Genomic DNA, 25,624 nt, shown 5'->3' on the forward strand with positions numbered 1-25,624 from the left:
TCGACCAGGAGGTGAAACGTGCGCGGTCGCGTGGCACGGAACGCATTTGCTCTCGGTAGCGCGGGGCTGTTGGCGCTCGCCCTTGGCGGCTGCAGTCAGTCGACACCCGAAGAGGAAGCGGCGCAGACGAATCTGAAGATCGTCGAGCAAGTCCAAATCGACGAGAATGGCACGGAGGTCACGGCCGCCTCGGGCGCCGCCCCGGCCGATCCGGCCGGTGACGGCAAGGCGACCTGCCCGCCGCTGTCGATCGCGATGGCCGGCGCGCTCAACGGCCCGGACGCGGCTCTGGGCATCAACATCAAGAACGGCGTGCAGCTGGCCGTCGACAAGCACAACGCGGCCAACCCCGGCTGCCAGGTCCAGCTCAAGACGTTCGACACCGAGGGCGACCCGCAGAAGGCCAGCGCCATCGCCCCCCAGATCGTCGACGATCAGTACACGATTGGCCTTGTCGGGCCCGCGTTCTCCGGCGAGACCAACGCCACCGGTGACGTCTTCAACCAGGCCGGCCTGGTCGCGGCCACCGCCTCGGCCACTAACGTCACGCTGTCGGAGAAGGGGTGGCGGACGTTCTTCCGTGGCCTGGCCAACGACGGCGTGCAGGGACCGTCGGTCGCCAACTACCTGAAGAACACGCTCAGCCACCAGAAGGTCTGCGTCGTCGATGACAGCACCGACTACGGTCTAGGCCTCGCGCAGGCGGTCCGGGAGACCCTCGGGCCGGTCGCCGACCCGGCGTGCAACATCTCGGTGAAGAAGGGCGACAAGGACTTCTCGGCCGCCGTCACGCAGGTGAACGGAGCGAGCCCGCAGTCGGTCTTCTTCAGCGGGTACTACGCCGAAGCCGCCCCGTTCGTCCAGCAGCTCAAGGACGGCGGATTCGAGGGCGTCTTCGTCAGCGCCGACGGCACCAAGGATCCCGAGTTCGTCAAGCAGGCCGGCGAGTCGTCGAAGGATGCCCTGCTGGCCTGCCCGTGCGGCCCGGCCACCGGCGGCTTCGCCGAGGAGTACACCCAGAAGTTCGGCCAGGAGCCGGGGACCTACAGCACCGAGGGCTACGACCTTGGCACCATCCTGGTCAAGGGCATCGACTCCGGTGCGATCACCCGCCAGGCGCTGCTCGACTACGTGCGCAACTACAACGGTCAGGGCGTGGGACGTAACTACCAGTGGACGCCTCAGGGTGAGCTCACCACCACGCTGATCTGGATGTACAAGGTTCAGTAACCGAATCGACGAGACGCGTCCGAGACCATCCGGCTCGGACGCGTTTCGTTGGAAGCCCGCGCCGAGGAGCCCGTCATACCGATGATCGCCGAGTGCGTCGACCAGTACGCCTGTCTGGCGGCCAATATCAACTTCAACCTGGAAGGTCTGCGAGACGGATTCTGGCAGTTGACGATCGACGGCTTGTCCTGGGGCGCGATCTACGCTCTGGTGGCGGTCGGCTACACCCTGGTGTTCGGTGTCCTGCGGCTGATCAACTTCGCGCACTCCGAGATCTTCATGCTCGGGATGTTCGGCGCCTACTTCTGCCTGGACTTCATTCTCGGTTTCACACCGTCGGGCAACGCCTACAACAAAGGCATCGCGCTAACGGTGCTCTACCTGGCGATCGCGATGCTGTTCGCGATGCTCGTATCCGGATCGGCGGCCGTCGGTCTGGAGGCGGTGGCCTACCGGCCGCTGCGACGACGCGGAGCGCGACCGTTGACCTTCCTCATCACGGCGATCGGCATGTCGTTCGTGCTGCAGGAATTCGTCCACTTCATCCTGCCGAAGATCATCGACGGCTACGGCGGCAGCAACGCCCAGCAGCCGATCACGCTGGTGCAACCGAAGACTCAGTTCGAGATCTTCGGGGCTTCGGTCTCCAACGTCACGCTGGTGATCATTGGGGCGGCCCTGTTCTTCGCGCTGCTCACCGACATCGCCATCAACCGGACCAAGTTCGGGCGCGGTATCCGCGCGGTGGCCCAAGACCCCAACACCGCGACGCTGATGGGGGTGTCACGCGAACGAGTGATCATGCTGACCTTCATGATCGGCGGTCTGCTGGCCGGTGCGGCGGCGCTGCTGTACACACTCAAAGTGCCTCAGGGCATCATCTATTCGGGCGGTTTCCTGCTCGGCATCAAGGCGTTCTCGGCGGCGGTGCTCGGTGGTATCGGAAACCTGCGCGGTGCGCTGCTCGGCGGTCTCATCCTGGGTGTCATGGAGAACTGGGGCCAGGCAGTGTTCGGCACCCAGTGGCGTGACGTGGTGGCTTTCGTCCTGCTGGTGCTGGTGCTGCTGATCCGTCCCACCGGGATACTCGGTGAGAGCCTCGGAAAGGCCAGGGCATGAGCGACAACAAAGGAGAAGTGAGCACCTCGGGCGCGAGCAGGTTGCTCGCTCCCGGAGACGGGCTGCGGGCCTGGTGGTCGGAATTGAGCCGGCCGGGCAAGTGGCTGTTCGGGGTGCTGCTGTTCGGGCTGCTGGCCCTGCTGCCGATCTTCACCCCCTCGTTCCTGGACACACCCGGTATCAGCTTCGGCGGCACCATGGCCCAGTTCGCGATGGTGGCGATAATCGCGATAGGCCTCAATGTCGTTGTGGGACAGGCCGGCCTGCTCGACCTCGGCTACGTCGGGTTCTACGCGGTCGGTGCGTACACCGTCGCGTTGCTGACCAGTCCGAGCAGCCCGTGGAACCAGTCGGGTCCCGACGGTTGGTTCGCCACGGACTGGGCGTGGCTGGCCTGTGTGCCGTTGGCCATGGCGGTGACAGCCCTGGCGGGCCTCATCCTCGGCACGCCGACACTGCGACTGCGCGGTGACTATCTGGCGATCGTCACCCTCGGATTCGGAGAGATCATCAGGTTGCTCGCCGACAATCTCTCCGATGTCACCAACGGGCCCCGCGGGCTCAACGAGGTCGAGTACCCGCGCGTGGCGGAGAGCGAGCGGCTACCCGAAGGCGTGTTCTCCAGCGCGAACTCGTCGGGTGACGCCAATTACGGCACCTGGTGGTTCTGGCTCGGGCTGGTGCTGATCGTCGGCATCCTGCTGCTGGTGGGCAACCTCGAACGCAGCCGGGTCGGCCGGGCGTGGGTGGCGGTCCGCGAAGACGAGGACGCCGCCGAAGTGATGGGCGTCAACACCTTCCGCTTCAAGCTGTGGGCGTTCGTCATCGGCGCTGCGATCGGCGGGCTCTCCGGAGCCCTGTACGCCGGCCAGGTGCAGTACGTGGCGCCGCCGACCTTCAACATCATCAACTCGATGCTGTTCCTGTGCGCAGTGGTCCTCGGCGGGCAGGGCAACAAGCTCGGAGTGGTCTTCGGTGCGTTCATCATCGTCTACCTGCCGAACCGCCTACTGGGCGTGCACTTCCTGGGCATCAACCTCGGCGACCTGAAATACCTGTTCTTCGGTATGGCGCTGGTGGTCCTGATGATCTTCCGCCCCCAGGGGCTGTTCCCGGTGCGCCAGCAACTGCTCACCTACGGCAGGGCGGCGCGCGACCTGTTGCACAGGCCCCCCGGTGAGAACGAAGGAGCGGTGCGATGACCATCGAGGACCTCTCGGGCGTCCATCGGGAGATCAACGCCGCCGAGGGCGAGTCGCTGCTGGAGACACACGATCTGACGGTCAAGTTCGGCGGGCTGACCGCGCTGGACGCGGTGTCCTTCGACATCCGCCGCGGCGAGATCCTCGGCCTGATCGGTCCGAACGGCGCCGGCAAGACCACGTGCTTCAACGCGATCACCGGTGTGTACCGGCCCAGTTCGGGCTCCGTCACGTTCGACGGCAAACCGCTGGGACGGATTAAACGTCACCAGATCACCCGTCGCGGCATCGCGCGTACCTTCCAGAACATCCGGCTGTTCGGTGAGATGACGGCGCTGGAGAACGTCATGGTGGGTACCGATGCGCGGCATCTGACCTCCGTGCCTGGTGCGCTGGTCCGCACGCCGCGGCACCGGCGGGAAGAGAAGTCGGCGATCGAACGGTCGGCCGCACTGCTCCACTTCGTCGGCATCGCGCACCGCGGTGAGGAGAAGGCGAAGAACCTGCCCTACGGCGACCAGCGGCGACTCGAGATCGCCCGCGCACTGGCGACCGAACCCAAACTGCTGTGCCTCGACGAACCGGCAGCGGGGTTCAACCCCGCGGAGAAGGCCGCGCTGATCGAGCTGATCCGCAAGATCCGCGACGACGGCTACACCGTGCTGCTGATCGAACACGACATGCGATTGGTGATGGGCGTGACCGACCGGATCGTGGTGCTGGAGTTCGGGCGCAAGATCGCCGACGGGCTGCCGGCCGCGATCCGCGAGGACCCGAAAGTCATCGCCGCCTACCTTGGAGTGCCTGATGACGAAATCGGTTGAGCCACGCAAGGTGCTGCTCGAGGTACGCGACATCGTCGTGCACTACGGCCGGATCCGTGCGCTGCACGGGGTGTCGCTCAAGGTCCACGAAGGCGAACTGGTCACGCTGCTGGGGTCCAACGGCGCGGGTAAGACCACGATGATGCGGGCGATCTCCGGATTGCGACCGCTCACCTCGGGTTCGGTGTGGTTCGACGGGCGTGACGTCTCGCGGGTGAAGGCGCACCGCCGGGTGGCCGACGGTTTGATCCAGGCGCCGGAGGGTCGGGGCGTGTTCCCCGGCATGACCGTGACAGAGAACCTCGAGATGGGTTGCTATGCGCGGAAATTCGCGACGAAGGCGGAGCACCGTGAGCGGCTCGACTGGGTCTTCGAGACTTTCCCGCGGCTGGCCGAACGGCGTGCCCAGGTGGGCGGCACGCTGTCCGGCGGCGAACAGCAGATGCTGGCGATCGGTCGCTCGCTGATGGCGCGGCCCAAGGTGCTGCTCCTCGACGAGCCGTCGATGGGTCTCGCGCCCATGGTGATCTCGCAGATCTTCAAGATCATCGCCGACATCAATGCCCAGGGCACCACGGTGCTGCTCGTGGAGCAGAACGCTCAGCAGGCGCTGTCGCGCTCCGACCGGGCCTACATCCTCGAGACCGGTGAGGTCACCCGGACGGGCAACGCCCGGGAACTGCTGCACGACGACAGCATTCGCGCTGCCTATCTCGGCGTGGCCTGACCCAGGGGAATCGCATCGGCGCTGCGCGTCGTTCATCACTTTGACGGTGCAAAGAGTCGAAATGGTGGCGCGATGTCGAACGGCAGTCCCTACGGTGGTCTCGGTCTCGCGCAGGAATCCGCGCGCGAATGGCAGAAGCTGCAGGTCGGCGTCCTCGGATTCGTCGGTCTCTGCGGGGTTTTCAGCGGAGGTGCCGACGGTGGGAATCGTCCGCCGTGGCTGCAGGACCTCGGTGCGATCGCCGCGCTCTGCGGTCTGGTGCTCGCCCTGGTCGGGGTCATGCTGGTCGCGACTGTCGCACATCCGGTGGCCCGGCGCCCGGTATCTCAGACAGCGGAGACGCGCAGGCTCGTCGTCGGAATCGTCGTCACGTTCATCGCGGTGGGTTCGACGGCGATCGCGGCGCTGACCTGGTGGTGGCCGAACACCCGTACCGACACGGCGGTGACGGCGCCAGAGGTCGCGGTGACCACGTCGACGGGATTCGCCTGCGGCACCCTCCAGCAGATCCGGGGCGGCGCACTGAGTGTCGACGTTCGTGGCGAGCTCGTAAGGGTCCCTTTGCGGCTCGTCGAATCTATGGACGTGGTCGAATCATGCTGATTGACATCCGCTCACACCGGTTGGCCCTGGGGGGCCATGGTCGTTGCCTCCTCGAGCGCGGCCAGGGGAGGGTAAGCCCCGAGGAGGCGGCGCAGGTGCAGCCGACTCCGGTACATCCTGGACATCACCGTCCCCTTCGGGACACTCATCACCGCGGCCACCTCATGGCACGAGAGACCTACCACCGCAACGTAATACACGGTGAGGCGCAGCGATTCCGGCAATGCCACCAGTGCGTCGACGAGTTGCGGATCCGGCATGTCCCGCAGGACGAGGTGTTCGGCTGAGTGCGTATCGGAATTGAGCGCTTTACTGTCGACGTGGCCGTCGTGTAGATCTCCCACGAGCGTCTCGGCCGGGCGCCGCATACTCGCCCGGTATCTGCTGATCCAGGCGTTGCGCATGATGGACAGTAGCCACGCCTTGAGTCGGTACTCGCCGCTCAGGGAGTCGAACGCCCGGAAGGCTCGCAGCAGCGTCTCCTGAACCAGGTCTTCGGCGTCGGCGACGTTGCGGGTGTAGGAGTACGCGGACCGATGCAGGTCCTTCATCAGCGGCCTCACCTCGTGTTCGAACCTGCATATGCGGCCACCGCGCGCATGTCTGTCTTCGCGATTGGTTGGATCCGGCATCGGTTTCCCTATCAGTTGTCTGTGTGAAAGGCGCGATTCCTTCGGCGCGGGAGTGGCGCCGGTCAGGGCTTCGCGCCTCGTTACGTGCGTCGGCCGGCCCCGAGCCCGATCGGCCGTCACGACGGCCACCCCCCGAACTGCCCATGACTTCGCTGAACCAGTGGCACAGCCTGTGAAATGCAATATATCACCTTGATATTCCCTGGTGGGGTCAGTTGAGTTCGCAACGAAGTGCGATGACGCGGACCCTCGCCATGGCTCCGCCGTCGTCAGAAGAGGGGGACGCCGGGATCGCGTCCGAGGCGCACCCGGCCGGCGGCTCGCATGAAGCCCCGGGAATGGTTGGTGTGCTGCAGTACCGCCATGCCGTCGCGAAATCCCCGTTCTACCGGGTTGTCCCGGTACAGGGCAGACGAGCCCGCCACCTCGTACATGGCGACCAGTGCCTCGCGGCTCACTTCCGCGGCGTGGGTCATCGCCGCCCGAAGCCCAGCCCGCTGCTGCAGGGTCACCACGGCGTGACGTTCGGCAGCGAGTTGTAACGTTTCAATTCTGCGGAACATCAGCGCGCGCGACGCAGCGATTGCGGTGTCCGCCTTCGCGATCGTGTACTGGGCGTGTGCTTCGTCGGCCAGGTAAGAGCCGGTCGCCGACGCCTTGCGGGTGGCCAGTGCGACGGTCGCGTCGACCGCCGGCACGTCTCGCCCGCACTCACCCTCGGCCCGTGTGGACTCGATGGTCGGACGCAGCAGCTCTGGAAGGAGTGCGGGGTCGACCGGCGGTGAAATCGTCGCGTTGGTTGAGTAGGAGTCGGTCACACTATGCAAGACGCGCGAATCGCTCGGCTGATTCACGCGCCGGCGCAATATCAGCAACCGATTCAGCGCGCGACGATCACCGACGAGCCGTGGCCGAACAAGCCCTGATTGGCGGTCACGCCGACCGTGGCGTTCTCCACCTGGCGCCCAGTGGCCTGTCCTTTGAGCTGCCAGGTCAATTCGCAGACCTGAGCGATCGCCTGGGCGGGGATGGCCTCGCCGAAGCACGCCAGCCCGCCCGACGGGTTGACCGGGATCCGGCCGCCGATCGTGGTGGCACCGCTGCGTAGGAGTTCCTCGGCCTCACCCTTGGCGCACAGCCCGAGGTGCTCATACCAGTCGAGTTCGAGGGCGGTGGACAGGTCGTAGACCTCGGCGAGGCTGAGGTCCTCGGGTCCGACACCCGCCTCGGCGTACGCAGCGTCGAGGATTTGATCCTTGAACACACGGTCGGGTGCGGGCACGACCGCGGTGGAATCGGTGGCGATGTCAGGCAATTCGGGGAGGTGCTGAGGGTATTGCGGTGTCTGAAGGCTCACTGCTCGCACCGACGGCACCCCCTCGACTGATCCGAGGTGCTTCTCGGCGAACGACTTACTGGCGACGATCAATGCGGCCGCACCGTCGGACGTCGCGCAGATGTCCAGCAGGCGAAGCGGATCGGAGACGACAGGGCTGGCCAGCACGTCCTCGACCGAGGTCTCCTTGCGGAACCGCGCGTTCGGATTCTCCAGGCCGTGGCGGGCGTTCTTCACCTTCACCGCGGCGAAATCCTCGAGCGTCGCGCCGTAGAGGTCCATCCGCCGGCGCGCCAGCATCGCGAAGTACACGGGGTTGGTGGCGCCGATCAGATGAAAACGCTGCCAGTCCGGATCGTTGCGGCGTTCACCGCCGACGGGCGCGAAGAAGCCTTTCGGCGTGGTGTCCGCACCGATCACCAGCGCGACATCGCAGAAGCCGGCGAGGATCTGCGCACGTGCGCTCTGCAGGGCCTGCGACCCGCTCGCGCACGCGGCGTAACTCGAGGTGACCGGTACGCCGTTCCATCCCAGCTTCTGGGCGAAGGTCGCACCGGCGACGAATCCGGGGTAGCCGTTGCGAATGGTGTCGGCGCCGGCGACCAATTGGATCTGGCGCCAGTCCATACCGGCCTCGGCCAGCGCGGCGCGCGCGGCGACCACGCCGTACTCGGTGAAGTCGTTGCCCCACTTGCCCCATGGGTGCATGCCTGCGCCGAGGATGTAGACAGGTTCCGGCGGGCAGGAGCGAAGCGACTCGGGGGATGACTCAGGCATCAGCGATCCTCCATGCGTGCACGATGCGTTCGACACCGTCGTCGTCGGTGAACAGCGGCATGGTGGTCAACTCCATCTCCATACCCACCTTCAGATCGGCGGCCAACGTCCCCTCGACCACCTTGCCGAGCACGATCAGGCCTTCCTCGGCCAGCTCGACGGCGGCAACGGCGAAGGGCGCGAACGGATCTGGCGACGGGTAGGGCGGCGGGGGTGCGTAGCGGTTCTCGGTGTAGCTCCACAGCTTCCCGCGTCGGGACAGCGGAACCTGCGCGAGCTCATCGCCGTCACATCCGGGGTTCGGGCAGTTGTTGGCCCGCGGCGGGAAGACGTAGGTCCCGCACTGATGGCATTTGCCGCCGATCAGACGGGCCCCGCCGGACCCTTCGGTGGCGAACCAGCCGTCGATCGCCGGTTGCGTGGAAGCTGCTGACACGCGGTCAGCGTACCCAGACGCGGGGCAAAACTGAAACGTGTTCCAGTCAGCGGGCGGCCGCGTCGAGCAGGATGCGCAGCAGATCGTCGGGGTTGTCGCGCATGAGGTTGTGCTTGCCGTCGAGTTCGTGCACCGTCCACGCCGGGTCGTCGCGCACGCGCTCAAAGGATTGCCGCAGGGGCGATTCGCCCGGCCAGTCCAGTGCGTAGACGTAGTCGCGCCGGCGGACGCCGTTGCCGTCGCCGGTGAGGCTGATCCGTTGCAACAGCGAAGCCAGCGGATGCGCGGAGGCCCGGTCGTCGAAGAACGGCAGCGCCGGAACGCCGTAGCCGGTGTCGTCGACGCCGAGATACCACTGCCTTTCCTCGTCGTTGACCAGATCCCAGCAGGATTCGCCGTCGCGCGGGACGAGGGCGTCGAGGTACACGAGGGCGTCGATCCGGCCGGGCATCCGGTCGGCGACGGCGGTGATGACCATGCCGCCGTAGCTGTGCCCGACGAGTACCAATTCGTCGTCGTCGGGGATGGCCGCCACGGCGGCGCACATATCCGCGATGTGAGTGTTGAGGTTGACTCCGGCATGAGCGAGGTGGGCCCGCTCGGCGATGCCGGTGAGCGTGTAAGCCAGCGCGCGGTGTCCGTGCCCGCGCAGCGCGTCGACGAGGTCGTCGAAACACCACGCGCCGTGGCAGGCGCCGGGGACGAGGACGAAGGTGGTCATGGAGTCCACGCTGCGTGAGTGTCTTGCATAAGTCCAATACCGATTCGCGCCGAAAACTATTGTGATTGGTTATGGAATTGCGTCAGCTGGAGTACTTCCTCGCCGTCGCGGAGGAGGCCAATTTCACCCGGGCCGCCGAGCGGGTGCATGTGGCGCAGCCCGCGGTGAGCGCGCAGATCGCCCGGCTGGAGCGCGAACTGGGACAGCCGCTGCTCGACCGTGCGCGGCGTCGAGTGCGCCTCACCGCCGCGGGTGCCGCCCTGTTGCCGCACGCCCGGGCCGCGCTGACCGCCGTCGCCAGTGCGCGCCTCGCGGTCGAGGAGCTCGCCGGGCTGGTCCGCGGGTCGGTGGTGATCGGCACGGTCACCGCGCACAACCTCGACATGCCGGCTCTGCTGGCCGACTTCCACACCGCTCATCCCGGGGTGGAGATCACGTTGAGCACCGCGGAGTCCGATCGGCTGGTCGCGGGTGTGCGATCTGGACACTTCGATCTCGTGATCGCGTCGGTGGGGACCGACGAGGTGCCCGACGGCCTCGCGGTCGACGTCACCACCGACGAGGCGATCTACGCCGCGGTGGGCCGTGACGACCCGTGGCGGGACGTCCCGTCGGTGCCGGTGACGGCGCTCGCGGACCGGTCTCTGATCGCGCTGCCGCAGGGCACCGGCCTGCGCCACCGGCTCGACGAGGCCTTCGCCGCCGCGGGTCTGACAGCGCGGATCGCGTTCGAGGCCAGCACTCCGCAGGAACTGGCCGACCTCGCGGCACACGGGCTCGGCGTCGCGATCGTGCCGCAATCGGTGTCGTGCAACCGGGCCGACCTGCATCCCGTCGCGATCACTCCGGAGCTGCGGGGACGCCTCGTGCTGGCGTGGCGCGCGAGTGGACCGGTCAGTCCCGCGGCGCGGGCGCTCATCGGCATGGCCCGGGAGCGTCTGCGTGTCGGCGGGGTTGCCTAGAGTTGAGGCCGTGAGCCCAGCCAGTACCGCGACCAACAAGACGGCGACCAACAAGACGGCCACCAACAAGAAGACGGCCGCCGCACCCGCGGACGACAAGCCGACACTGATGCTGCTGGACGGCAACTCACTGGCGTACCGCGCCTTCTACGCGCTACCCGCGGAGAACTTCAAGACCCAGGGCGGGCTGACCACCAACGCGGTCTACGGATTCACCGCGATGCTGATCAACCTGCTCCGCGACGAGAAGCCCACCCATGTGGCCGCCGCCTTCGACGTGTCCCGCAAGACGTTCCGCGTCGACAAGTACCCCGAGTACAAAGCCGGCCGGTCCTCGACGCCGGATGAGTTCCGCGGCCAGATCGACATCACCAAAGAGGTGCTCGTCGCGCTGGGCATCGCCGTGCTCGCCGAGCCCGGCTTCGAGGCCGACGACATCATCGCCACGCTCGCCACCCAGGCCGAAACCGAGGGATTCCGGGTGCTCGTCGTCACCGGGGATCGCGACGCACTACAACTCGTCAGCGATGACGTGACGGTGCTCTACCCCCGCAAGGGGGTCAGCGAACTGACCCGGTTCACCCCGGAGGCGGTGGTCGAGAAGTACGGGCTCACTCCGCTGCAGTATCCGGATTTCGCGGCGCTGCGGGGCGATCCGAGCGACAACCTGCCGGGCATCCCAGGTGTGGGGGAGAAGACCGCGACCAAGTGGATCGCCGAATACGGGTCATTGCAGGCCCTCGTGGACAACGTCGATCAGGTCAAGGGCAAGGTCGGTGACGCGCTCCGGGCGAATCTGTCGCATGTCGTGCTCAACCGGGAGCTCACCGACCTCGTCAAGGACGTTCCGCTGCCCCATACGCCCGACACCCTGCGGGTGCAGCCGTGGAACCGCGACCAGATCCACCGCCTGTTCGACGACCTCGAATTCCGGGTCCTGCGGGACCGGCTGTTCGAGACGCTGGTGGCGGTCGAACCCGAGGTGGAACACGGGTTCGACGTGCGTGGCAAGGCACTGGAACGCGGTGAGCTCGCGGCCTGGTTGTCCGAACACAGCCTCGGCAACCGGTTCGGACTAGCGGTCGTCGGTACGCACTTGGCCTACGACGCCGACGCCACCGCGCTGGCCATCGTGGCCGCCGACGGCGACGGCCGCTACATCGACACCACCTCTCTCGACCCGGACGACGAGGCGGCGCTCGCGTCGTGGCTCGCCGACCCGGGGCCGCCCAAGGCGCTGCACGAGGCGAAGCTGGCCATCCACGATCTGGCGGGCCGCGGATGGAAGCTCGCCGGAGTCACCTCCGACACCGCGCTCGCCGCCTACATCGTGCGGCCCGGGCAGCGCAGCTTCAGCCTGGACGACCTGTCACTGCGCTACCTGCGCCGTGAACTCCGCGCGGACAACCCTGCACAACAACAGCTTTCGCTACTCGACGACAGTGACGGCGGCGACGACCAGGCCGTGCAGACGTTAATCCTGCGCGCGGTCGCGGTGCTCGACCTCGCCGACGCCCTCGACGAGGAACTCGCGCGTATCGACTCGTCCTCACTGCTCGGGCGCATGGAGCTGCCGGTGCAGCGCGTGCTCGCCGAGCTGGAGCACAACGGCATCGCCGTCGACATCGATCAGCTGCGTCAACTCCAGAGTGAGTTCGGCGACCTGATCCGCGACGCTGCGGAGGCGGCTTACGCGGTGATCGGCAAACAGATCAACCTCGGGTCGCCCAAACAGCTGCAGGCAGTGCTGTTCGACGAACTCGAGATGCCCAAGACCAAGAAGACCAAGACCGGATACACCACCGACGCGGACGCCCTGCAGTCACTGTTCGACAAGACGGGCCACCCGTTCCTGCAGCACATGTTGGCGCATCGCGACGCCACCCGGCTCAAGGTCACCGTCGACGGGCTGTTGAACTCGGTGGCCTCCGACGGCCGGATCCACACGACGTTCAACCAGACGATCGCCGCGACCGGCCGGTTGTCGTCGACAGAGCCGAATCTGCAGAACATCCCGATCCGCACCGAGGCGGGCCGGCGCATCCGCGACGCATTCGTGGTGGGTGACGGATACACCGAACTCATGACGGCCGACTACAGCCAGATCGAGATGCGCATCATGGCGCACCTGTCCCAGGATGCCGGTCTCATCGAGGCGTTCAACACCGGGGAGGACCTGCACTCGTTCGTCGCGTCGCGGGCGTTCGACGTCCCGATCGACGAGGTGACGCCGGATCTGCGTCGCCGCGTCAAGGCGATGTCCTACGGCTTGGCCTACGGGTTGAGCGCCTACGGGCTGGCCGCGCAGCTCAAGATCTCCACCGAAGAGGCCAAGGTCCAGATGGACCAGTACTTCGCGCGCTTCGGCGGCATCCGCGACTACCTCCGCGACGTCGTCGACCAGGCCCGCAAGGACGGCTACACCTCGACGGTGTTCGGTCGTCGGCGGTACCTGCCCGAACTCGACAGCAGCAACCGCAATGTCCGCGAGGCTGCGGAGCGGGCCGCGCTCAACGCCCCGATCCAGGGCAGCGCCGCCGACATCATCAAGGTCGCGATGATCAACGTCGATCAGGCGATCAAGGACGCCGGGCTCAAGTCCCGCATGCTGCTGCAGGTGCACGACGAGCTGTTGTTCGAGGTCGCCGACGGGGAGCGCGACACACTCGACGAGTTGGTCCGCGACAAGATGGGCAGCGCCTACCCGCTCGACGTTCCGCTCGAGGTCAGCGTCGGATACGGCCGCAGCTGGGACGCTGCGGCGCACTGACGTGACGGTGCACCCGTTCGACGAGGCGATCGAGCTCGAACCCGTAGGCGAGAGCGGTGTGTTGCGCGGCCGTACCCGGCCGGACTGGGCCAACATGGTCGGTCCTTTCGGCGGGATGACCGCCGCCGTGATGTTGCGTGCCGTCGAGGTGCAGCCGGAGCGGATCGGCGAACCGGTCTCGCTGACCGTCAACTTCGCAGCACCCGTCGCGGACGGACCCTTCGACATCGCGGTGAAAACCGTCCGGACGAACCGGACCAACCAGCACTGGCTCGTCGAGCTCTGGCAGGACGGGGTGCTCACGACCAACGCCACCGCGGTCTTCGGGCTCCGCCGCGACACCTGGTCGGACACCGAGCACGCGGTACCGACGGTGCCGGCACCCGACGCCATCGACGAGACCGGACTGCCCGACATGATCGTGTGGGCGCGCAACTACGAGATGCGCTACGTCGAGGGTGCGGCACCGGGGGTCGGCGCCGAGCCGGAGCCGTCGTCGGTCACCACGCTCTGGGCGCGGGATCGCCGCGGGCGGGCATTGGATTTCCCGTCCCTCGCGGCGATGAGCGACATCTTCTATCCCCGGGTGTTCCTGCGGCGCGGTGCGATGTCGCCGGCGGGGACGATTTCGCTGACGACATATTTCCACGCCGACTCCCGGGCCCTGGGCGTGGTGGGCGGGGACTTCGTGCTGGCTCGCGCGAGAGCCAACCGGTTCACCCGCGGCTACTTCGACCAGTCGGCCGAACTGTGGAGCAGCACAGGCGAATTGCTGGTCACCACGCACCAACTGGCGTACTTCAAGGCCTGAGGGGCCACCCGGCCCGGTAGGCGGCCATCTGGTGCAGCGCGGGAGATGCCGCCCTCGCCGCGTACAGCGCGTAGGTCTCCTCGTTGAGCAGTCCGACGACGCGTGGGTTGCCGAATCCTCGGTCGATGCGGTCGCGTACGAACGCCAACTCGACTACTTGGTGGGCGAACTTCTTGACCGACGCCGCGGCCTGCTTGCCGCCGAACCGGTTCGCTTCGGCGATCGCCTGCTTGCGGGTGCCCAGCGATCCGAGCCACATCGCCTCGCCGGGAGTCACCACGCCGGCGGACACCATGCCGGGGAGCTTGGCCGCGACGATCTGCTGCTCTCGCCTTCGGCTCTTTACCGCCAACAGGATCGCCAGCCCGAAGATCGGCATCATCCAGAACACGTACAGGCCGAAATAGGCGCCGACACCGAGAAGCGACGAACCGTTCCACATGGCGTGCAGCAGCACCGCCCCGGCGTAGCCGAGCAGGATGAAGCCGGCCCGCGCGACGGCCTCGCGGCGATGCAGGGCGAACCACACCCCGAGCGCGAACACCGTGGTGAACAGGGAGTGGGCGAACGGCGCCATGATCAGCCGCAGCGCGGCGGTGAGCAGCGAATCGGCCAGAGATTCGCCGTTGGCGATGTAGAGGATGTCCTCGAGCCACGCGAAGCCCGCGCCCACCAGTCCCGCGTACACCAGGCAGTCGGTCAGCGAGTTCATCTCGTTGCGACGTGCGCCGGTCATCATGATCAGCAGGAACAGGCCCTTGGCGGCCTCCTCGGTCAGCGGGGCTCCCAGCACGAGCGTGACCGGGCTGATGCCCACACCAGTGCCGTCTGCGGGGTTCAGCCACGCCTCGAGGAAGAGTTGCAGGACCGCGGAGATGACGACGGCCGCCGAGGTCCCCCAGAGGAAGGCGAACACCAGCAGCCGTGGCGGTTCGGGTTCCCATCGATCCAGCCACAGGTACGCCAGCACGACCACGGCCATCGCGATGCTCGACAGCACGAACCCGATCGCCGTCCCCGTCGGGTTGATCGCCGTCAACAGGATGACGAGCAGGCCGGCAAGGGTGCCGAGGGCGATCAGCACACCGAGCGGGGCGCCGACTGTGCGGACGCGACGGACCCACGGCGACGCGATCAGGTGCGGTGGGGGTGGGGTGCCGAGGGGGGACACCTCAGCAGGCTAGCCGGAATACCGGGGCGCCTCAGCGAGTTGACTCAATTACGAGACGGTAGTGTCTCGTAATTGAAGAGGAGGAATCGATGAGCGAACTCGACGACGGCGCCCGACGGCGACGCACCCACCAGACGATCGACCGACTGCAGGAAACGCTGCTCGCCCACGACATGTCGGCTTTCGCCGACCAGTGGGCGCCAGACGGCACCCTGAGCTTTCCGTTCGCACCGCCCGGGTGGCCGGAACTGCGCGGACGTGAAGAGGTGCGCGGCTACCTCGCGGACTACACCGACAACGTCGACGTCCGCGCGATCACCCGGATGACGCGCCATGACAGCACCGACCCCGACACGGTCATCCTCGAATGGGCTGTCACCGGCGTCGCCGTCAAGACCGGCAAGCCCTACGAGATCGCCTATGTCGCCGTCATCACCGTCGGACCCGACGGCATCCTCACCTACCGCGACTACTGGAACCCGCTGGTCGCCGGCGCTGCGCTTGGCGGCATCGACGAACTTTTCGCCGCCTTCGACGCCGGAGCGCAGCGGTGAGCGGCACGGCTCTGGTGTTGGGCGCCACCGGCACGACCGGCAGCGCGGTCGTCGACGCATTTCGCCGCTTTCCGGACCTCTCGGTCCGCACGGCGACGCGACAACCGACACCGCCCACCACCCACGACCACCGCCGGTTCGACTGGGCCGATCCGGCGACATGGCGTGACGCCCTGCACGGCGCCGACCGGATGTACCTGGTCGCACCCATCGGCAGCGCCGAACCGATGGCCATGGTCGCCCCGTTCCTCGAACAGGCCGCGGCCGCGGGCGTACGTCGCGTCGTCGCGCTCAGCTCGTCGGCCGTCGCCTTCGGTGACCCCGGCCTGGGCGAAGTGGCTGCAGCGGTGCGGGAGACGTTCGCGGAGTGGGAGGTTTTGCGCCCGTCGTGGTTCATGCAGAACTTCACCGGCGCCCATCCGGTTGCCGAGAGTGTCCGTGCGACGGGCGAATTCATTACGGCCACCGGAGCCGGCCGGCTGGCGTTCATCGACGGCCGCGACATCGGCCGCGTGGCGGCCCACGTGCTGGCGGCGCCAGGGGCGCAGTGCGGTGAGCATCTGTTGACCGGCCCCGAGGCGCTCACCTACGACGAAGCTGCGGCGATCATGGCGGAGGTGACCGGCCGCACCGTGCGCCATCGGCCCGTCGATCCCGAACGGTTCGCCGACTTCCTCGTCGCCTCCGGGTACGACGCCGAGTTCGCGGCGGTGCTCGCCGCTCTCGACGCGCTGGTCCGCGACGGTGCCCAGGCCGCCGTCACCGACACCGTCGAGCGGCTCACCGGAACCCCCCCGCGCAGCTTCGCCACATATCTGCGCGCTCTGCCGCCCGCATGACCGCCGGGCGGCCCCGCGACGCCAGGGTCACCGAGGCGATCCTCGACGCGGTGCTGGCCGAACTCGGCGACAAGGGGTTCGGCGGGCTCACGATGGACGCCGTCGCCCGCCGCGCCCGGGTCGGCAAGAGCGCGCTCTACCGGCGGTGGCCGTCGAAGGTCGAGATGACGGCCGATCTGATGCGCGCGCTGAGCGTCAGCACCGATCCGGCTCCCGACACCGGATCGTTCGCGGGGGACATCCGGGTTCTCCTCGACGAGGTCCTCACGTGGCTGACCGACGACCGGGTCCGTCGCGTGTACCCGGATCTGCTCGCCGAGGCGCAGCGCACCCCGGCTCTCGGCGAGGCCCTGATGACATATGTCGGGCGGCCCCGGCGAGCGCGCGCCACAGCGGTGCTCGAGCGCGCGGCCGAACGCGGCGAATTGGACGTCAATGCTGATCAGGAGGTCATCATGGACGCACTGGCGGCACTCGTCTTCTGGCGGCTCATCGCGCTGGGAAAGCCGGTGACCGCGCAGCATCTGGACCGGGTGGCCGCGGCCGTCTGCACGATGGCCCGCGGCGCCGGCCCCTTGGGGGAACCGGGTTTGTCCTGCGTGGACCGAGTCGAGTAGCCTGAGCGTGTACCTGTGTGCGCGATCTCAGGTTATGAACCAATCTCCTGTACCTACTATTGAACCTTTCCGGAGCAACCCACCACATGCCAAGTCCCTCCGTCACCTCGCCGCAAGTAGCCGTCAACGACATCGGCTCGGCTGAGGACTTTCTCGCCGCCATCGACAAGACCATCAAGTACTTCAACGATGGCGACATCGTCGAAGGGACGATCGTCAAGGTCGATCGCGACGAAGTCCTCCTAGACATCGGCTACAAGACCGAAGGTGTCATCCCTTCCCGCGAGCTCTCCATCAAGCACGACGTCGACCCCAATGAGGTTGTGTCCGTCGGCGACGAGGTGGAAGCCCTGGTCCTCACCAAAGAGGACAAGGAAGGCCGCCTGATCCTGTCCAAGAAGCGCGCACAGTACGAGCGCGCCTGGGGCACCATCGAAGAGCTCAAGGAAAAGGACGAGGCCGTCAAGGGCACCGTCATCGAGGTCGTCAAGGGCGGCCTGATCCTCGACATCGGCCTGCGCGGCTTCCTGCCCGCCTCCCTGGTCGAGATGCGACGAGTCCGCGATCTGCAGCCGTACATCGGCAAGGAGATCGAGGCCAAGATCATCGAGCTCGACAAGAACCGCAACAACGTGGTGCTCTCGCGTCGCGCCTGGCTGGAGCAGACGCAGTCCGAGGTCCGCAGCGAGTTCCTCAACCAGCTGCAGAAGGGCGCCATCCGCAAGGGTGTCGTCTCCTCGATCGTCAACTTCGGCGCGTTCGTCGATCTCGGCGGCGTCGACGGCCTGGTGCACGTCTCCGAGCTGTCCTGGAAGCACATCGACCACCCGTCCGAGGTCGTCACGGTGGGCGACGAGGTCACCGTCGAGGTGCTCGACGTCGACATGGATCGCGAGCGGGTTTCGCTGTCGCTCAAGGCGACTCAGGAAGATCCGTGGCGCCACTTCGCCCGTACCCACGCAATCGGGCAGATCGTCCCGGGCAAGGTCACCAAGCTGGTGCCGTTCGGTGCGTTCGTCCGCGTCGAGGAGGGCATCGAGGGCCTGGTGCACATCTCGGAGCTGTCCGAGCGCCACGTGGAGGTCCCGGACCAGGTGGTCCAGGTCGGCGACGACGCGATGGTCAAGGTCATCGACATCGACCTCGAGCGGCGCCGCATCTCGCTGTCGCTCAAGCAGGCCAACGAGGACTACACCGAGGAGTTCGACCCCTCGAAGTACGGTATGGCCGACAGCTACGACGACCAGGGCAACTACATCTTCCCCGAGGGCTTCGACTCCGAGACCAACGAATGGCTCGAAGGTTTCGACAAGCAGCGTGAGGAGTGGGAGTCCCGCTACGCCGAGGCGGAGCGCCGGCACAAGATGCACACCGCGCAGATGGAGAAGTTCGCCGCCGCCGAGGCCGAAGAGGCTGCTCGACCGGCGTCGAACGGCTCGTCGCGCTCGGAGGAGTCCTCGACCGGCGGAACGCTCGCCAGCGACGCCCAGCTCGCCGCTCTGCGGGAGAAGCTGGCCGGCAACGCCTAGCAGAACATCTCGACGAACGCCCCGGCTCACCGCGAGCCGGGGCGTTCGCCGTATCTGAGCCCTGACACACTGGTGGCGTGCTGAGAATTGGATTGACCGGCGGCATCGGCGCAGGCAAGTCGACCGTCTCCGCGACGTTCGCCGACTGCGGCGGCGTCATCGTCGACGGTGACGTCATCTCCCGTGAGGTCGTCGAACCGGGCACCGAGGGGCTCGCCGCACTGGTCGACGCGTTCGGTGAAGACATCCTGCTGCCCGACGGCGCGCTCAATCGGCCGGCGCTGGCCGCCAAGGCATTTCAGAGCGACGAACAGCGCGCCACGCTGAACGGGATCGTGCATCCGCTGGTGGGGAAGCGGCGGCAGGAGATCATCGACTCGGTGCCCGAGGGCACCGTCGTCGTCGAGGACATCCCGCTGCTCGTGGAAACCGGTATGGCACCGTTCTTCCCGCTCGTCGTGGTGGTGTGGGCCGATCAGGAGACGCGGGTCGAGCGGCTCATCAAACGCGGACTGCCCGAACACGACGCCCGTGCCCGGATGAAGGCGCAGGCGTCCGACGAGCAGCGGCGCGCGATCGCCGATGTGCTGCTGGACAATTCGGGTACTCAGGACGACTTGGTCGAGCAGGCGCGCCGGCTGTGGTACGAGCGTGTGTTGCCCCTGGCCGAGAACATCCGCACCGGTTCGGTGGTGCAGACCGGTCCCCGACTCGTCGCGCACAACCTGGGCTGGGCCGCCGACGCGCAACGAATCATCAACCGCATCAACACTGCGGCAGGCGCGAGAGTACTGCGGGCAGACCACGTCGGTTCCACCTCGGTCGCCGGACTCGACGCGAAGGACGTCATCGACATCCAGGTGACGGTCGCGTCGCTCGAGGACGCGGACCAGATCGCCGGTGCGCTTGCGGCAGTAGGGTATCCGCGGCGCCCACACATGGACTCCGACGTGCCGCACGACGACGACACCGCTCGGTGGGGTAAACGCCTGCACGGCGCAGCTGACCCCGGGCGCCCCGCCAACATCCACGTGCGGGTCGACGGCTGGCCGAATCAGCGCTTCGCACTGCTGTTCCCGGCCTGGCTGGCGGCCAACCCGGATGTGCGTGAGGAGTACGTCGAGGTCAAGCGCGCGGCGTTGACCGCGCCGGATTACGCCGAGGCCAAGGAGCCGTGGTTCGCCGAGGCCTATCCGAAGGCGTCGGCGTGGGCCGAGGCGACCGGCTGGCGTCCCTGAGCGGTCAGACGGCCGGCGGCGCGGGTACCGCGGGATCGGCCGGCGGCACCGCCTCGGCGGGTGTGGGAGCCGCCACCGCGGCGACCGGGGCCTCGCACGTCAGGGTGGCGTAGTCGGGGTCCTGCGGCAGGAAGCGTGGGGCGACGAAGTCGTCGGCCTGTGCGGCCAGTTGATCGTCGATGAGGATCTCGCAGTGCAGGTTGGCCGAGTACGGCCAATCCACCGACAGCTTCATCGTGGCCACGCCGGCATCGGGCAGGACGGTGTTCACCTCGAACACGCGGCCCGGCAGCATCGTCGGGTTCGCGGTCTGCGTCTGGTCGCCTTCGGCGCTGTAGGTGATGGTGGCACCGCGGGAGACGCCGTCGATGCGGGCCCGGTAGACGATGTTGTGGAGTACCTGCGGGCTCTCCTGCGCGGCCGGCTGCGGCTGGCCCTCCGGGTCGGCGAGCGCGACGGCGGAACTTAACTGAGAGCCACCGATGACGGCTGTCGCCGCAACGCCCGCGGTCAATCCGCGCCTGACGGAGTTCATGTAGATGACCTTACAATGTCCGCCACGTGAGAACCATGCCGTTTCCGGCCAGCCATCGGCAGAGGTCATAGTCGTGGCGCGCGAGTCCGTCCATGGTGCTCACGGCGGTGTGGATCGCACGTTCGCCGACCTCCGGGGTGAGCAGGTTGTGGCGGACCGCCGTGAGCAGTTCGTCGACGTCGCACAACTCCGCCCCCATTCCGGTCCGCACCACCACGTCGAGGTAGTGGTCTTCGGCCGTCCACCGCTGCGGGCCCGGGACGTAGCTGCCGACGTCGAGGTAGAAGTCCTGATCCCGCTCGAACCCCGCGTTGAAGTGGAACACCGTCGCTCGCAGGTTCAGTTCCGGTAGCAGCCACGACTCGATGTAGTGGAATTGCGCCCGCCCGGGGGTCGGGCGGGCCATGTAGAGCCCCCAGGGCTCCACCGAGTAGACGTCGACGGCCCGCACGATGCCCTTGGGGTCGGTGTTCGTGCAGGCCAGCAGGTCGAACGTCTCGTGCTTGGGTGGGTGGATACCTCAGCATAGGAGAGCAGCGGGACCCGGGGAACAAGAATCTGTCGGTGGCTGGTTCTACCCTGGTGAAATGGCTTTCGCAACCGAACACCCAGTGCTCGCGCATTCGGAGTACCGCCCTGTCGAGGCGATGGTGCGCGCCGGAAACCGGTTCGAGGTGGTCAGCCCCTACGAGCCCGCCGGTGACCAGCCCGCAGCCATCGAAGAACTGGAACGGCGGATCCGGGCGGGGGAGCGTGACGTCGTCCTGCTGGGCGCCACCGGCACCGGTAAGTCGGCGACCACCGCGTGGCTGATCGAACGGCTCCAGCGGCCGACGCTGGTGATGGCGCCGAACAAGACGCTGGCCGCCCAGCTCGCCAACGAGCTGCGAGAGATGTTGCCGCACAACTCCGTCGAGTACTTCGTCTCGTACTACGACTACTACCAGCCTGAGGCGTACATCGCGCAGACCGACACTTACATCGAGAAGGACAGCTCGATCAACGACGACGTCGAGCGGTTACGCCACTCGGCCACGTCGAGCCTGCTGTCGCGCCGCGACGTGGTCGTGGTGGCGTCGGTGTCCTGCATCTACGGCCTCGGCACGCCGCAGTCCTACATGGACCGGTCGGTGGAGCTCACGGTCGGCCAGGAGGTGCCCCGCGACGCGCTGCTGCGCCTGCTCGTCGACGTGCAGTACTCCCGCAACGACATGGCGTTCACCCGCGGCACGTTCCGGGTTCGCGGCGACACCGTCGAGATCATCCCGTCGTACGAGGAACTCGCGGTGCGCATCGAGTACTTCGGCGACGAGATCGAGGCGCTGTATTACATGCACCCGCTGACCGGTGACGTCGTCCGCAGGGTCGACTCGCTGCGGGTCTTCCCCGCGACGCATTACGTGGCAGGCCCCGAGCGGATGGCGCAGGCGATCTCCAGCATCGAGAAGGAACTCGAGGACCGGCTGGCCGAGCTGGAAGGCCAAGGCAAGCTGCTGGAGGCGCAGCGGCTGCGCATGCGCACCAACTACGACATCGAGATGATGCGGCAGGTCGGGTTCTGCTCGGGTATCGAGAACTACTCGCGCCACATCGACGGACGCGGTCCCGGCACCGCGCCGGCGACACTGATCGACTACTTCCCGGAAGACTTCCTGCTGGTCATCGACGAGTCCCACGTGACCGTGCCGCAGATCGGTGGCATGTACGAAGGGGACATGTCGCGTAAGCGCAACCTGGTGGACTTCGGCTTTCGGTTGCCTTCGGCGATCGACAACCGGCCGCTGACGTGGGAGGAGTTCGCGTCGCGGATCGGGCAGACGGTGTACCTGTCGGCGACGCCGGGTCCGTACGAGATGAGCCAGTCCGGCGGTGAGTTCGTCGAACAGGTGATCCGGCCGACCGGGTTGGTCGACCCGCAGGTGGTCGTCAAACCCACCAAGGGCCAGATCGACGACCTCATCGGGGAGATCCGCAAGCGCACCGAACGCGACGAGCGGGTGCTGGTCACCACGCTCACCAAGAAGATGGCCGAGGACCTCACCGACTATCTGCTCGAGCTGGGCATCCGGGTGCGGTACTTGCACTCGGAGGTCGACACGTTGCGCCGCGTCGAGTTGCTGCGCCAGCTGCGGCTCGGCGAGTACGACGTGCTGGTCGGGATCAACCTGCTGCGAGAAGGCCTGGACCTGCCCGAGGTGTCGCTGGTGGCGATTCTCGACGCCGACAAGGAAGGGTTCCTGCGGTCCACGCGCAGCCTCATCCAGACCATCGGCCGGGCCGCCCGCAACGTGTCGGGTGAGGTGCACATGTACGCGGACAAGATCACCGACTCGATGCGTGAGGCAATCGACGAGACCGAACGTCGCCGCGCGAAGCAGGTGGCCTACAACGAAGCCCGCGGCATCGACCCCAAGCCGCTGCGCAAGAAGATCGCCGACATCCTCGACCAGGTGTACCGCGAGGCCGACGACAGCGAGACCGTCGAGGTGGGCGGTTCAGGCCGCAATTCGTCGCGGGGCCGGCGGGCCCAGGGGGAGCCCGGGCGCGCTGTGAGTGCCGGCATCGTCGAGGGCCGCGACACCTCCACCATGCCGCGCGCCGAACTGGCCGATCTCATCAAAGATCTGACCGAGCAGATGATGACCGCCGCCCGCGACCTGCAGTTCGAATTGGCCGCCCGCATCCGCGACGAGATCCACGACCTCAAGAAGGAACTGCGCGGCATGGACGCTGCGGGCCTGAAGTGACACGGGGTTGACCTCAATCGCAGTTGAGCTCTTAGCGTGGCGGCGTGGCTGACACCTCCCGTGTCTCGGTGGGCACCTGGCGCGACCTGCTGGGTGCGCCGCACCTGGGTGCGTCGACGGTGCTGGCGGGTGGCGTCCTGCTGTACGCCACCAACGAGTTCCTCACGATCAGCCTGATGCCGAGCGCCGTCGCCGATATCGGCGGGCAACGGTTCTACGCCTGGGTGACGACGGTGTATCTGGTCGCCTCGGTGATCGCCGCGACGACGGTGCACCCACTGCTCATGCGGCTGGGTCCGCGATGGGCGTACCTGTCGGGCCTCAGTGTGTTCGCGGCGGGCAGCCTGGGCTGTGCCTTCGCCCCGACCATGGAGCTGCTGCTCGTCGGCCGCACGGTGCAGGGCGCTGCCGGAGGACTGCTCGCCGGCCTCGGATACGCGGTGATCAACACCGCTCTGCCCAGTCGGTTGTGGACACGCGCGTCGGCGCTGGTCTCCGCAATGTGGGGTGTCGGGACGGTCGTGGGCCCCTCGGCCGGCGGGCTTTTCGCGCAGTTCGGCAGCTGGCGCTGGGCGTTCGGGGTGCTGGTCCTGCTCACCGCCGCGATGGCGGTGCTGGTGCCGTTCGCGCTACCGGGACGCAATGCAAGCGCGGATGCGGATCCGCCGCGCCTGCGAATTCCGTTGGCGTCGCTTCTGCTGCTGGGCGCCGCCGCGCTGGCGGTCAGCATGGCCGGGATTCCGCACGACGTCCGCGCGACGGCAGCGCTGCTCGCTGCCGGGGTCGCCATCGTGGTGGTGTTCGTGGCCGTCGACCGTCGCGCCGCTGTAGCGGTGCTGCCGCCCAGCGCTTTCGGGCCCGGCCCGTTGAAGTGGATCTATGCGACATTGGGTCTGCTGATGGCGGCCACCATGGTCGACATGTACGTGCCGCTGTTCGGACAGCGGCTCGCCGGTATGGCTCCGGTCGTCGCGGGGTTCTTCGGGGCGGTGCTCTCCGTCGGATGGACGGGTGGCGAGATCACCAGCGCCTCGTTGCACCGCACGCAGACGATCACGCGCACCGTCGCAGTGGCCCCGCTTGTCATGGCCGCCGGCCTGGCGATCGGCATGTTCTCCCTGCAAGAGGACATGTCGCTCGGGTGGGCTGCGCTGTGGGCCGTCGGCCTGCTGATCACCGGGACCGGTATCGGGATCGCATGGCCACATCTGTCGGCGTGGGCGATGAGTCGGGTCGACGATCCGGCCGAGGGGCCCGTGGCGGCCGCCGCCATCAACACCGTGCAGCTCATCTGCGGAGCCTTCGGTGCGGGGCTGGCCGGCGTCGTCGTCAACCTCACCGACGCGGGGAACGCGGCTGCCGCGCGCCTGTTGTTCGCAGTCTTCGCGGCGTTGGTCGCCACCGGCGTGATCGCGTCCACGCGGAGCTGCCGCCGCCCACACTGAGCGGTGTCGCATCCGGGGTCAGTCCGGATCGTCGTCGATCTGCCTGATGGCCGTTACGCCGTCGATGGTGGCCAGCACCGACGGCGCGGTGAGGATCCGGTTGCCCGACAACGTGAGCATCACTCCGGTCTGGCCGGGCCCCGCACCCAGCGGCTCACCGGGCGCGTCGGCGGCGAGTTCGGTCAGCTGCCACTGCCGTCGCGAACAGGCCTGGAGTAACCGGGTGAGCACGCCGTGCCCCTCGTGATAGGTGACGTGGATGCGGACAGATCCGCTCAGCCGCGCGTTGAGGCGCCTCGCGACCGGTATGAAGCCCACGACAATGACGAAGTGCATCGCCGTCACGAGGCAGGCCAGCAGGAGAAGCCCAGCGCCCGCGGCCATTCCGATCGCCGCGGACTCCCACACCGCCGCGGCCGTGGTCAGACCGTGCACCGAACCGCGCCTGAAGATGATGATGCCCGCCCCGAGAAAGCCGATGCCCGTGACGATCTGCGCGGCGACACGCGAGGGATCGACTTCGACCGTTCCAGGCGACAGCACATCCTGGAAGCCGTACTTGCTCACCAGCAGGATGAGCGCCGACGCGGTGCCGACGATCGTCTGCGTACGCAGGCCCGCACTCTTGCCCTGGATTTCGCGTTCTAGGCCAATGAGCGCCGTCAGCCCGAACGCGACCAGCAACTCGACAATCTGACGGGTGCCCTGCCCAGGTCCGCCGAAGAACGGCGGATCCGCGGCCAGCGTGAGGTCCATAGCCGACCGTAACGGGCAGGGGCGGTGGATGACTCATCGGCGC

The 25,624-nt window shown here is 67.3% G+C and carries 25 protein-coding genes; 16 read left to right on the top strand and 9 right to left on the bottom strand.

Annotated features, from left to right (window positions below; translation table 11 throughout):
- The first annotated feature begins 18 nt into the window (after positions 1-18).
- From I7X18_RS12665 to I7X18_RS12690, 6 genes are all read left to right on the top strand, one after another.
- The gene (locus I7X18_RS12665; RefSeq protein ID WP_193047538.1) at positions 19-1,230 is read left to right on the top strand and encodes a branched-chain amino acid ABC transporter substrate-binding protein; all 1,212 of its coding nucleotides are present in this window, start codon (positions 19-21) and stop codon (positions 1,228-1,230) included.
- A gap of 81 nt (positions 1,231-1,311) precedes the next feature.
- Positions 1,312-2,349: a branched-chain amino acid ABC transporter permease gene (locus I7X18_RS12670; protein ID WP_193047539.1), complete on the top strand. Its 1,038-nt coding sequence runs from the start codon at positions 1,312-1,314 to the stop codon at positions 2,347-2,349.
- A complete protein-coding gene (locus I7X18_RS12675) occupies positions 2,346-3,551 on the top strand; it encodes a branched-chain amino acid ABC transporter permease (protein WP_193047540.1) in 1,206 nt (401 codons plus the stop codon). Before I7X18_RS12670 ends, I7X18_RS12675 begins: the two co-directional genes overlap by 4 nt.
- Positions 3,548-4,375 carry an ABC transporter ATP-binding protein gene (locus I7X18_RS12680; protein WP_193047541.1) on the top strand — a complete coding sequence of 276 codons (828 nt, stop codon included), beginning with the start codon at positions 3,548-3,550 and terminating at the stop codon, positions 4,373-4,375. The genes I7X18_RS12675 and I7X18_RS12680 overlap by 4 nt, the downstream gene beginning before the upstream one ends.
- Positions 4,359-5,102, top strand: a complete 744-nt coding sequence (locus I7X18_RS12685; protein ID WP_193047542.1) for an ABC transporter ATP-binding protein — start codon at positions 4,359-4,361, stop codon at positions 5,100-5,102. The genes I7X18_RS12680 and I7X18_RS12685 overlap by 17 nt, the downstream gene beginning before the upstream one ends.
- Positions 5,103-5,174: 72 nt before the next feature.
- A complete protein-coding gene (locus I7X18_RS12690) occupies positions 5,175-5,705 on the top strand; it encodes a hypothetical protein (protein ID WP_193047543.1) in 531 nt (176 codons plus the stop codon).
- An 11-nt stretch (positions 5,706-5,716) separates the two neighbouring features.
- On the opposite strand, the gene I7X18_RS12695 is transcribed toward I7X18_RS12690, so the two are convergent.
- The 5 genes from I7X18_RS12695 to I7X18_RS12715 form a co-directional block, all read right to left on the bottom strand.
- Positions 5,717-6,256 carry a sigma-70 family RNA polymerase sigma factor gene (locus I7X18_RS12695; RefSeq protein ID WP_232375466.1) on the bottom strand — a complete coding sequence of 180 codons (540 nt, stop codon included), beginning with the start codon at positions 6,254-6,256 and terminating at the stop codon, positions 5,717-5,719.
- Positions 6,257-6,606: 350 nt separating this feature from the next.
- Positions 6,607-7,035, bottom strand: coding sequence for an acyl-CoA dehydrogenase family protein (locus tag I7X18_RS12700; RefSeq protein WP_193047545.1), 429 nt, complete (start codon positions 7,033-7,035; stop codon positions 6,607-6,609).
- A gap of 182 nt (positions 7,036-7,217) precedes the next feature.
- Positions 7,218-8,450 carry a lipid-transfer protein gene (locus tag I7X18_RS12705; protein ID WP_193047546.1) on the bottom strand — a complete coding sequence of 411 codons (1,233 nt, stop codon included), beginning with the start codon at positions 8,448-8,450 and terminating at the stop codon, positions 7,218-7,220.
- A complete protein-coding gene (locus tag I7X18_RS12710) occupies positions 8,443-8,886 on the bottom strand; it encodes a Zn-ribbon domain-containing OB-fold protein (protein ID WP_193047547.1) in 444 nt (147 codons plus the stop codon). The genes I7X18_RS12705 and I7X18_RS12710 overlap by 8 nt, the downstream gene beginning before the upstream one ends.
- 46 nt (positions 8,887-8,932) lie before the next feature.
- Positions 8,933-9,607 carry an alpha/beta fold hydrolase gene (locus tag I7X18_RS12715; protein WP_193047548.1) on the bottom strand — a complete coding sequence of 225 codons (675 nt, stop codon included), beginning with the start codon at positions 9,605-9,607 and terminating at the stop codon, positions 8,933-8,935.
- A gap of 71 nt (positions 9,608-9,678) precedes the next feature.
- On the opposite strand from I7X18_RS12715, the gene I7X18_RS12720 reads away from it, so the two are divergent.
- The 3 genes from I7X18_RS12720 to I7X18_RS12730 are packed head-to-tail and all read left to right on the top strand — an operon-like array spanning position 9,679 to position 14,150.
- Positions 9,679-10,569: a LysR family transcriptional regulator gene (locus tag I7X18_RS12720; protein WP_193047549.1), complete on the top strand. Its 891-nt coding sequence runs from the start codon at positions 9,679-9,681 to the stop codon at positions 10,567-10,569.
- A gap of 10 nt (positions 10,570-10,579) precedes the next feature.
- Entirely contained in the window at positions 10,580-13,339 is a 2,760-nt protein-coding gene (polA, locus tag I7X18_RS12725; RefSeq protein WP_404822840.1) for a DNA polymerase I, read from the top strand.
- A gap of 1 nt (position 13,340) precedes the next feature.
- On the top strand, positions 13,341-14,150 hold the full coding sequence (locus I7X18_RS12730) for an acyl-CoA thioesterase (protein WP_193047551.1): 810 nt from the start codon (positions 13,341-13,343) through the stop codon (positions 14,148-14,150).
- Here the strand turns inward: I7X18_RS12730 and I7X18_RS12735 are convergent.
- The gene (locus I7X18_RS12735) at positions 14,140-15,321 is read right to left on the bottom strand and encodes a PrsW family intramembrane metalloprotease (RefSeq protein ID WP_193047552.1); all 1,182 of its coding nucleotides are present in this window, start codon (positions 15,319-15,321) and stop codon (positions 14,140-14,142) included. The two genes, I7X18_RS12730 and I7X18_RS12735, sit on opposite strands and share 11 nt — an antisense overlap.
- A gap of 89 nt (positions 15,322-15,410) precedes the next feature.
- Here I7X18_RS12735 and I7X18_RS12740 point away from each other — a divergent pair, with 89 nt between their 5' ends.
- The 5 genes from I7X18_RS12740 (at position 15,411) to coaE (ending at position 20,098) form a co-directional block, all read left to right on the top strand.
- A complete protein-coding gene (locus tag I7X18_RS12740; RefSeq protein WP_193047553.1) occupies positions 15,411-15,875 on the top strand; it encodes a nuclear transport factor 2 family protein in 465 nt (154 codons plus the stop codon).
- Positions 15,872-16,714, top strand: a complete 843-nt coding sequence (locus I7X18_RS12745; protein ID WP_193047554.1) for an NmrA family NAD(P)-binding protein — start codon at positions 15,872-15,874, stop codon at positions 16,712-16,714. Before I7X18_RS12740 ends, I7X18_RS12745 begins: the two co-directional genes overlap by 4 nt.
- Entirely contained in the window at positions 16,711-17,331 is a 621-nt protein-coding gene (locus I7X18_RS12750; protein ID WP_193047555.1) for a TetR/AcrR family transcriptional regulator, read from the top strand. Before I7X18_RS12745 ends, I7X18_RS12750 begins: the two co-directional genes overlap by 4 nt.
- A gap of 86 nt (positions 17,332-17,417) precedes the next feature.
- A complete protein-coding gene (gene rpsA / locus I7X18_RS12755; protein ID WP_193047556.1) occupies positions 17,418-18,860 on the top strand; it encodes a 30S ribosomal protein S1 in 1,443 nt (480 codons plus the stop codon).
- A gap of 77 nt (positions 18,861-18,937) precedes the next feature.
- Positions 18,938-20,098, top strand: a complete 1,161-nt coding sequence (coaE, locus tag I7X18_RS12760) for a dephospho-CoA kinase (RefSeq protein ID WP_193047557.1) — start codon at positions 18,938-18,940, stop codon at positions 20,096-20,098.
- 4 nt (positions 20,099-20,102) lie between these two features.
- On the opposite strand, the gene I7X18_RS12765 is transcribed toward coaE, so the two are convergent.
- Positions 20,103-20,633: a hypothetical protein gene (locus tag I7X18_RS12765; RefSeq protein WP_193047558.1), complete on the bottom strand. Its 531-nt coding sequence runs from the start codon at positions 20,631-20,633 to the stop codon at positions 20,103-20,105.
- A 10-nt stretch (positions 20,634-20,643) separates the two neighbouring features.
- Entirely contained in the window at positions 20,644-21,150 is a 507-nt protein-coding gene (locus I7X18_RS12770) for a ribonuclease FAU-1 family protein (RefSeq protein WP_193047619.1), read from the bottom strand.
- Between the two features lie 70 nt (positions 21,151-21,220).
- Here I7X18_RS12770 and uvrB point away from each other — a divergent pair, with 70 nt between their 5' ends.
- Entirely contained in the window at positions 21,221-23,380 is a 2,160-nt protein-coding gene (uvrB, locus tag I7X18_RS12775; RefSeq protein WP_193047559.1) for an excinuclease ABC subunit UvrB, read from the top strand.
- Between the two features lie 44 nt (positions 23,381-23,424).
- Positions 23,425-24,825: an MFS transporter gene (locus I7X18_RS12780; RefSeq protein ID WP_193047560.1), complete on the top strand. Its 1,401-nt coding sequence runs from the start codon at positions 23,425-23,427 to the stop codon at positions 24,823-24,825.
- Between the two features lie 18 nt (positions 24,826-24,843).
- On the opposite strand, the gene I7X18_RS12785 is transcribed toward I7X18_RS12780, so the two are convergent.
- Positions 24,844-25,581: an MgtC/SapB family protein gene (locus tag I7X18_RS12785; protein ID WP_193047561.1), complete on the bottom strand. Its 738-nt coding sequence runs from the start codon at positions 25,579-25,581 to the stop codon at positions 24,844-24,846.
- Between the last annotated feature and the right edge of the window lie 43 nt (positions 25,582-25,624).

It is taken from the genome of Mycolicibacterium baixiangningiae (assembly GCF_016313185.1).
GTDB lineage: Bacteria > Actinomycetota > Actinomycetes > Mycobacteriales > Mycobacteriaceae > Mycobacterium > Mycobacterium baixiangningiae.

Bases quoted from the DNA above. Each gene is read 5' to 3' on its own strand.
- rpsA (WP_193047556.1), top strand. From the start codon at position 17,418: ATGCCAAGTCCCTCCGTCACCTCGCCGCAAGTAGCCGTCAACGACATC.
- I7X18_RS12670 (WP_193047539.1), top strand. From the start codon at position 1,312: ATGATCGCCGAGTGCGTCGACCAGTACGCCTGTCTGGCGGCCAATATC.
- I7X18_RS12750 (WP_193047555.1), top strand. From the start codon at position 16,711: ATGACCGCCGGGCGGCCCCGCGACGCCAGGGTCACCGAGGCGATCCTC.
- I7X18_RS12680 (WP_193047541.1), top strand. From the start codon at position 3,548: ATGACCATCGAGGACCTCTCGGGCGTCCATCGGGAGATCAACGCCGCC.
- I7X18_RS12785 (WP_193047561.1), bottom strand. From the start codon at position 25,581: ATGGACCTCACGCTGGCCGCGGATCCGCCGTTCTTCGGCGGACCTGGG.
- I7X18_RS12685 (WP_193047542.1), top strand. From the start codon at position 4,359: ATGACGAAATCGGTTGAGCCACGCAAGGTGCTGCTCGAGGTACGCGAC.
- I7X18_RS12690 (WP_193047543.1), top strand. From the start codon at position 5,175: ATGTCGAACGGCAGTCCCTACGGTGGTCTCGGTCTCGCGCAGGAATCC.
- I7X18_RS12695 (WP_232375466.1), bottom strand. From the start codon at position 6,256: ATGAAGGACCTGCATCGGTCCGCGTACTCCTACACCCGCAACGTCGCC.
- I7X18_RS12675 (WP_193047540.1), top strand. From the start codon at position 2,346: ATGAGCGACAACAAAGGAGAAGTGAGCACCTCGGGCGCGAGCAGGTTG.
- I7X18_RS12765 (WP_193047558.1), bottom strand. From the start codon at position 20,633: ATGAACTCCGTCAGGCGCGGATTGACCGCGGGCGTTGCGGCGACAGCC.
- I7X18_RS12720 (WP_193047549.1), top strand. From the start codon at position 9,679: ATGGAATTGCGTCAGCTGGAGTACTTCCTCGCCGTCGCGGAGGAGGCC.
- I7X18_RS12740 (WP_193047553.1), top strand. From the start codon at position 15,411: ATGAGCGAACTCGACGACGGCGCCCGACGGCGACGCACCCACCAGACG.
- I7X18_RS12705 (WP_193047546.1), bottom strand. From the start codon at position 8,450: ATGCCTGAGTCATCCCCCGAGTCGCTTCGCTCCTGCCCGCCGGAACCT.
- uvrB (WP_193047559.1), top strand. From the start codon at position 21,221: ATGGCTTTCGCAACCGAACACCCAGTGCTCGCGCATTCGGAGTACCGC.
- I7X18_RS12715 (WP_193047548.1), bottom strand. From the start codon at position 9,607: ATGACCACCTTCGTCCTCGTCCCCGGCGCCTGCCACGGCGCGTGGTGT.